Below are 6,249 nucleotides of genomic sequence, written 5' to 3'. Positions count from 1 at the left end.
TGTATCTTTCGTCGGCAGCGTCAGATGTGTATAAGAGACAGATGTGGCCTTGCCCAGTTACCGGAGCAATTATCCTGCCTTATGATTCCACTTGATGCCAAAAGAGTTCGTTATTTCACCCTCTTCTATTGTTCTGATAATCCCCAATGCCACCTTAAAGCCATGGATAAACTGGGCTACGTTGTGCTCAATGGTTGAAAGTAATTTATTGGAATAATCGCGTGAATTAAATGGCTTACTGAAGTACAAGAAAGGCCTGAAAGCGGAATTGCACCCCAGTCTTGTTCAAAGGGTTGGTTCCACGGCTGTTGCTGCCATTTTTTCAGCTATAAATGCTGCAAGTCAGGTCTTTGGCAAGAATTATTGCTATTGACCTGAACTTTTTTCTCGACGAACCTGTCAAAAAGTTTCTAGCGTAATTCCGGAGAGATCGTTTCATGACGCTTACCGCCCTTGTCGTCGTTGCTGTAGCTTCACTGCTGTCATTTGCACTGGCGTGGTTTGTCTGCCGGCAGACCCAGCAAAGCCTGAAATTGCAAATGGAGCGGGAAGGTAATGCTCAGGAGCTGCAGATTGCCCAGCTGACAGAGCAGAAAATCGACCTGCAGGATGAGCTGGCAGAGCAAAAAGCGATTCTGCAGGAAAAGCTGGAAGCCAGTCAGGCCCGGCTACAGATAGAAACTCAACGACTCAGTGACCAGCTCAGCCAGCACCAGGTCAAGGCCGGGCGGCTGGAAGCCATGCTGATTTCAGAGCGCAAACGTGAAACTGAAAAAAACAGGGACTACCAGGAACGGGTTAAAGAGCTGGCATCCGAGCGGGCTGGCCGGAATCAGTCTGAACAGCGGACAAAGGAGCTGGAAACCCGTCTTGAAGAGCAGCAGAGCCAAAACCAGAAAGCCCTGATGCAGCTTCAGGAAAATAAGGAAGCCCTGAAACAGGAGTTCAAGCACCTGGCCCATGAAATATTTGAAGCCAGGGGTAAGGTACTTTCCGATCAGCACCATGAGCAGCTGCATTCACTGCTGGCGCCGTTCAAGGAGCAACTGGGTGAGTTTCGTAACAAAGTGGAAGAGGCCCATCGGGAAGACAGTGTTGGTCGGGCGGCGCTCAAGCAGCAGCTTGAAACCATGCATCAGCTCAACCGCAAAATGACGGATGATGCCGAGAGCCTGACCAGGGCTCTGAAAGGTGACAAGAAGCTTCAGGGTACCTGGGGGGAAATGCAGGTTGAAACCATTCTGGACAGCAGCGGTCTGATCAAGGGGCAGGAATACGAGCGTGAACCTAACTTCAGGGATGAGGACGGGCAGAACAAGCGACCAGACTTTATTATCCATCTGCCGGAAGGCAAGCACCTGATCATCGACTCCAAGGTGTCGCTGGTGGACTATATGACCTACGTGAATGCAGAAACCGATGAAGATCGTGATGCTGCCATTGTTCGTCATATTCAGTGTATTCGAAATCATATCAACAGCCTGAACCAGAAAGATTACCCCAGCCTGCCGGAGATCAAGGCGCCGGACTTTGTCTTTATGTTCATGCCTATTGAGCCGGCGTTTATCTCTGCATTCCAGTATGACCAGCAGCTGTTCAATGAAGCGTTTGAGAAGCGCATTGTGGTAGTAACGCCAACAACCCTGCTGGCAACACTGAGAACCGTTGCCAACCTGTGGACCATTGAGCGACAGAATGCCAACACTCGCAAACTGGCTGACAAGGGACGCCAGGTGTATGACAAGCTTCGTATTTTTGTCGAAAAAATGGAGAAGCTGGATATTCAGCTGGGTAACGCCCGCAACACCTATGATGAAGCCATGGGAACCCTGAAGCATGGTCGTGGCAATCTGATCGCCCAGGCGGATCAGTTCCTGGCCCTGGGTGTTCGGGTTAAGAAGGAGTTGCCAGCGAAGACCCTTGAAACTGCCGACCTGGAGCCGCTGGAAGCAGAAGAGTTGCTGAACCTTGAGGCAGAAATACAACAGGCAGCGTCGGCTGTAGAGGCACTGGAAGAAGCAGTAGAGACAGACCGTTTATCTGAAGACCCGGCTTCAGAGGCCGCTATTGATGATGCTCTGGATGCCATTACCGAACCTGTCATCTCCGCTGAGCCATCGGCAGAAGAGTCACCGGTGGAGCCTGTGACTACTTCAAAAGACGCAGCAGAAGAAGCGGTGCCACCAGAGTTTGATCTTGCGTCACTGAATGTCAGGCCCGGTTCTGAATACGTTGAGCAAACGCCTGAAAGTGTGGAGCCGGTATCCGTAGCTCCCGCCTCTCATGTTGACATACCATCTGCCGGGGAGGGGCTTTCAGATATGCAGGACTTCTCTGTGTTAGAGTCCAGGCTTTCTGAGCTGGACAGCGAGTTACCCACTCCTGATGGTGAGTTGACTTCTCTTGAGGCAGAGATGGCCAGGCTGGAGCACCCTGAATACTCCTTGTCTGATTATGAGCCGCCATTCAACCCGGAAGACTCAGGCTCAAAGTAGATCTTCCGGATTCCCCGGGATCAAATAACGTATTTATCCCCAGTGTGTCGTAACCGGGATTTCACTAAGCTTGTTTTTTTACTGAAATCTTTACCCTGGCACACTTATCATGCAATCCATTACGAGACCAACGCTTAAAGCGGACCTGGCGCTGTTGCTGGTCACCTTGCTGGCGGCATCGGGCTGGCTGTTTTCCAAATTTGCCATCGGGGGAATGCCGCCTATTGGTTACATTGGGATCCGCTATATTGCGGCAGCTTTGTTGTTGTTGCCTTTTGCGGCACGACAACTGTTTCAGCTGAACAAAAACCAGCTGTTCATCTGTGTGATGGTAGGATTAATCCAGGCGGGAGCCATGTACCTCTGGATTCAGGCCGTCGATAGATCAGACCGTCTGGGTGAAGGTGCCTTCATTATGAGTCTGTCGATGATCATGGTGCCCTTTATGGGGCGCATGGTTTATGGCAGCCGCATTGATCGTTATACGCTCCTGGCCTTACCCATTGCTATTGCGGGCATTGCCCTGCTGGCACTGCAGGGGAGTTGGGAGTTTGAGCCAGCCCAGGGGCTGTACCTCATGGCAACCTTTTTTATTGCATTGCATTTTGTTTACACCAATCGCAATGCGCCCGGCATACCTTCCATGGCACTGACTTTTATACTGCTAATGGTGCCGGGGCTGGTGGGGATGGCCATTTCGTTGTCTATGGAAAGCTGGCCGGAGCAGATCTCTACAGATACCTGGGTATGGGTAGCCGCTGCGGTTTTGATTGCCACCAGTCTGCGTTATTTCCTCTACACCTGGGCCCTGAAACATTCAGAAGCGGGTCATGCTGCGCTGATTATGGTCATTGAGCCGGTGTGGACGGCAGTGATGAGTGCTGTCTGGATGGGGGAGATTATGACAGGCCAGAAACTTGTGGGCTGTGGACTGATATTTCTGGCTCTGATCGTTGCCCGGTGGCGCTCAATTTTTAAGTCTTTTCCTTACAACCGGTAGGGAATAACGTACCCAGAATAAACGAGTAGCGGCTTGCCACCGTATGGTGTCGCTTGTGGGTCAGGTATATGTCCGGGGATGGACTGTATGCTGGCAATGTCGGAGCATGGACGCAGGAGGTAGAGTAACGCAGGAGCAGTTACCGAGGGAGCAATTGCCAGTATATCGTTTCATTAACGGCAATGCAGATATCCTGCTGCCGGTGAAAGGCCTTCACAAAATGGTAAAACCCATTTGGCAATATTCTTGAGATATACAGCCACAGCTACGAGCTGACCTGTTCGGCCGGCGCCTATAGCTGATTGGCCGTTGATATTCTTTCAGAGACCCTCTTTCTCTGAATCCTGTTGCCCTTGTGAATGGGGCTGCCCGGAAACCATCAGCAGCCCCCGTGTTTTACCACCCGAATCAGATGAGTTGATGGCAGCTAGCAGTGCGGGCAGGCTAACCCACACTGGTGGATAGCTGTATCGGGCAACATCCAGTATAAGTGCCCGGTCACTGTCATAATCGTAGGCCGCCAGTACAGACCAGTGGCCACCGCTTCTCTGTTGCAGGAAAGAGCGCTGATAATTGACCAGCAGATAATTTTCGCTATCGACCAGCTCCCGGCTCAACAGTGTCCGCAGTTCATCAACGGTCAGGGTATCGCCACTGATTGCGTTAACCGCAACACCGTGAGCTTGTAAAGCATGATGAAGCTCTGTCATATCAGCGCCTCTGGCCATAACCCGCTTTGGAAACAGGTAAGGCAGCACCGATGGTGTAAAGAAACTGTCCTGCGTAATGTAGGTATAAGGATAATAGACAGGGTCACCGTCCTGGCTGGTTCCTATGGTGTTGAGTACGGTTACGGCACTGGCAATACCACAGTAGGTCTGGTTTTTTTGGGTTGTCAGGTGGGGAACGAGTTGCCAGAAGTCAGCGGTTTCAGAGAGTCCCTGCTGAAGGGGAATCGCTTCGGGCGTATTCCAGTAAATAACCGTATTATGCTCAGCGGCCTGCAGGTAAAAGCCCGTGAGGCATAGAAGCATACCAAGGCATATTCGACACTTGTTTTTAACAATCATTGTTCCGTTCTTTATTAAGTCAGTAATAATGTTTACGGCAGTATAGATCAGCCGTTGACTAACCACTTTGAGCCTTCCTGTTTATTGCTCTCTCAAGGGAATTTTCTCTGCATGGTAAGCTGAGGGGCTGGTGGGAATCTTTTGTATGTCTGGTAAATGGAGTCAGGATGACGGGAAACGGAAAAAATGTGCTGATTACCGGGTGCTCGTCCGGTATTGGTCGGACACTGGCCCTGGAGTTTCAGCAAAGAGGCTATCGCGTCTGGGCAACGGCCCGTAACCTGCAAAGTATTCAGGATCTCGCGGATAAGAATATTCAGGTGCTTGCCCTGGACGTCACCAGCGAGCCGCAGATACAGGATGTCGTTCAGCGAATTCTCAGCAGTGATGGCCATCTGGATATGCTGGTGAACAATGCTGGCTATGGCAGCATGGGACCGCTGATTGATCTGCCCGGTGAAGAGTTGGAACAACAGTTTGCCACCAACGTCTTTGCTCCCATGAGCCTTATACGCGCACTGGCCCCTGATATGTGCGCCCGCAAGCAGGGGACTATCGTCAATATTGGCAGCGTCTCCGGTGTGCTGTTTACTCCCTTTTCGGGCAGCTATTGTGCCTCCAAAGCGGCATTCAATACCTTGTCGGATGTGCTGAGAATGGAGTTAAAGCCCTTTGGCGTGAGAGTAGTTACGGTTCAGCCAGGGGCTGTGCAGTCACGGTTTGCAGCTAATGCCAGTCAGGTTCTGCAGCAGGTGATGAAGCCGGACAGTCTCTATATGCCCATTGAAAAAAGCGTTCGGGATCGGGCCAGTGCCTCACAGAACAATCCCACACCGGTTGATCGCTTCTGCCGTGATCTTGTGAATCAACTGGAGTCCGGCCGTGTACCCAATATTATCCGGCTTGCCCATGGCAGCCTGGCCTTTCCGTTGTTGAAGGCACTCTTGCCAACCACTGTTCTGGAGAAAATTCTGGGCAGAATGTTTGGTCTTGACCGGTTGAAGTGATTTTTTATTTTTTTGTCGGTAGGTATATATTTTTTTTGCCTTTGTATTGGAGGTGCTATAAAGTACGCCACCTGTTCAGGCGGTAACGTTTTGAGCAAATGGTGAGGTGTCCGAGTGGCTTAAGGAGCACGCCTGGAAAGTGTGTGTACGTTAATCCGTACCGAGGGTTCGAATCCCTCCCTCACCGCCATATTCTCTTTCTGCAATTTCCTGATTTTCCTATCCCAAGCGCGTACTCTGAACGACTATTGTCTTGTTGTGTTAACAGAGTCTCGACGGCGAAAGAATGTAAGCGGTAGTTTCTCCACACCTTGACTCAAACCAGCTTTTGCTTCCAAGGCAGCAGCTGCTCTATGTCATCAACAGTTTGAGCCTATGGTAGCAGGGTAAACACTGTTTTCATATATTGATAAAGAGAAGGGAAAAGAGAAGGGGACATCCACTACAAAGAGAAGGGGACATCCACAATTTTAAAATCCAATAATAATTTATTAGCTATAAAAACTCATAAATCAATCATCATCAGAATTAATCATTCCTGAATTCGTATCATAAATGCATAACCTCTGTAACCACAGGGTTGCTACAGAACCTTTGAAATGAATCAGAACTCAGGGGTACTCTGTAAAGCGACCAAACAATACAGAGGAAGCCACGGATGGCCTTTACACACCTGA

At 50.3% G+C, this 6,249-nt stretch carries 5 protein-coding genes and 1 tRNA gene; 5 read left to right on the top strand and 1 reads right to left on the bottom strand.

Going from position 1 to position 6,249, the window contains the following annotated elements:
* The 3 genes from RM811_RS07240 to RM811_RS07230 all read left to right on the top strand — a co-directional run.
* On the top strand, positions 1-198 hold a 198-nt coding region (locus RM811_RS07240), incomplete at its 5' end, for a hypothetical protein (RefSeq protein ID WP_402522345.1).
* A 239-nt stretch (positions 199-437) separates the two neighbouring features.
* Entirely contained in the window at positions 438-2,495 is a 2,058-nt protein-coding gene (rmuC, locus tag RM811_RS07235; RefSeq protein ID WP_402522342.1) for a DNA recombination protein RmuC, read from the top strand.
* A 109-nt stretch (positions 2,496-2,604) separates the two neighbouring features.
* Positions 2,605-3,495, top strand: coding sequence for a DMT family transporter (locus tag RM811_RS07230; RefSeq protein WP_402522339.1), 891 nt, complete (start codon positions 2,605-2,607; stop codon positions 3,493-3,495).
* A 320-nt stretch (positions 3,496-3,815) separates the two neighbouring features.
* Here the strand turns inward: RM811_RS07230 and RM811_RS07225 are convergent, their stop codons facing one another.
* Positions 3,816-4,631, bottom strand: coding sequence for a phytochelatin synthase family protein (locus RM811_RS07225; protein ID WP_402522336.1), 816 nt, complete (start codon positions 4,629-4,631; stop codon positions 3,816-3,818).
* 101 nt (positions 4,632-4,732) lie between these two features.
* Between RM811_RS07225 and RM811_RS07220 the strand changes: the two genes are divergently transcribed.
* Together RM811_RS07220 and RM811_RS07215 are read left to right on the top strand one after the other, a co-directional pair.
* Positions 4,733-5,572: an SDR family oxidoreductase gene (locus RM811_RS07220; protein WP_402522333.1), complete on the top strand. Its 840-nt coding sequence runs from the start codon at positions 4,733-4,735 to the stop codon at positions 5,570-5,572.
* 100 nt (positions 5,573-5,672) lie between these two features.
* A tRNA-Ser gene (locus tag RM811_RS07215) sits at positions 5,673-5,762 on the top strand.
* Positions 5,763-6,249 lie beyond the last annotated feature (487 nt).

The sequence above is a fragment of the Endozoicomonas sp. genome, assembly GCF_031844845.1.
Lineage (GTDB): Bacteria > Pseudomonadota > Gammaproteobacteria > Pseudomonadales > Endozoicomonadaceae > Endozoicomonas.
This window is presented reverse-complemented; position numbering and strand designations above follow the sequence as displayed.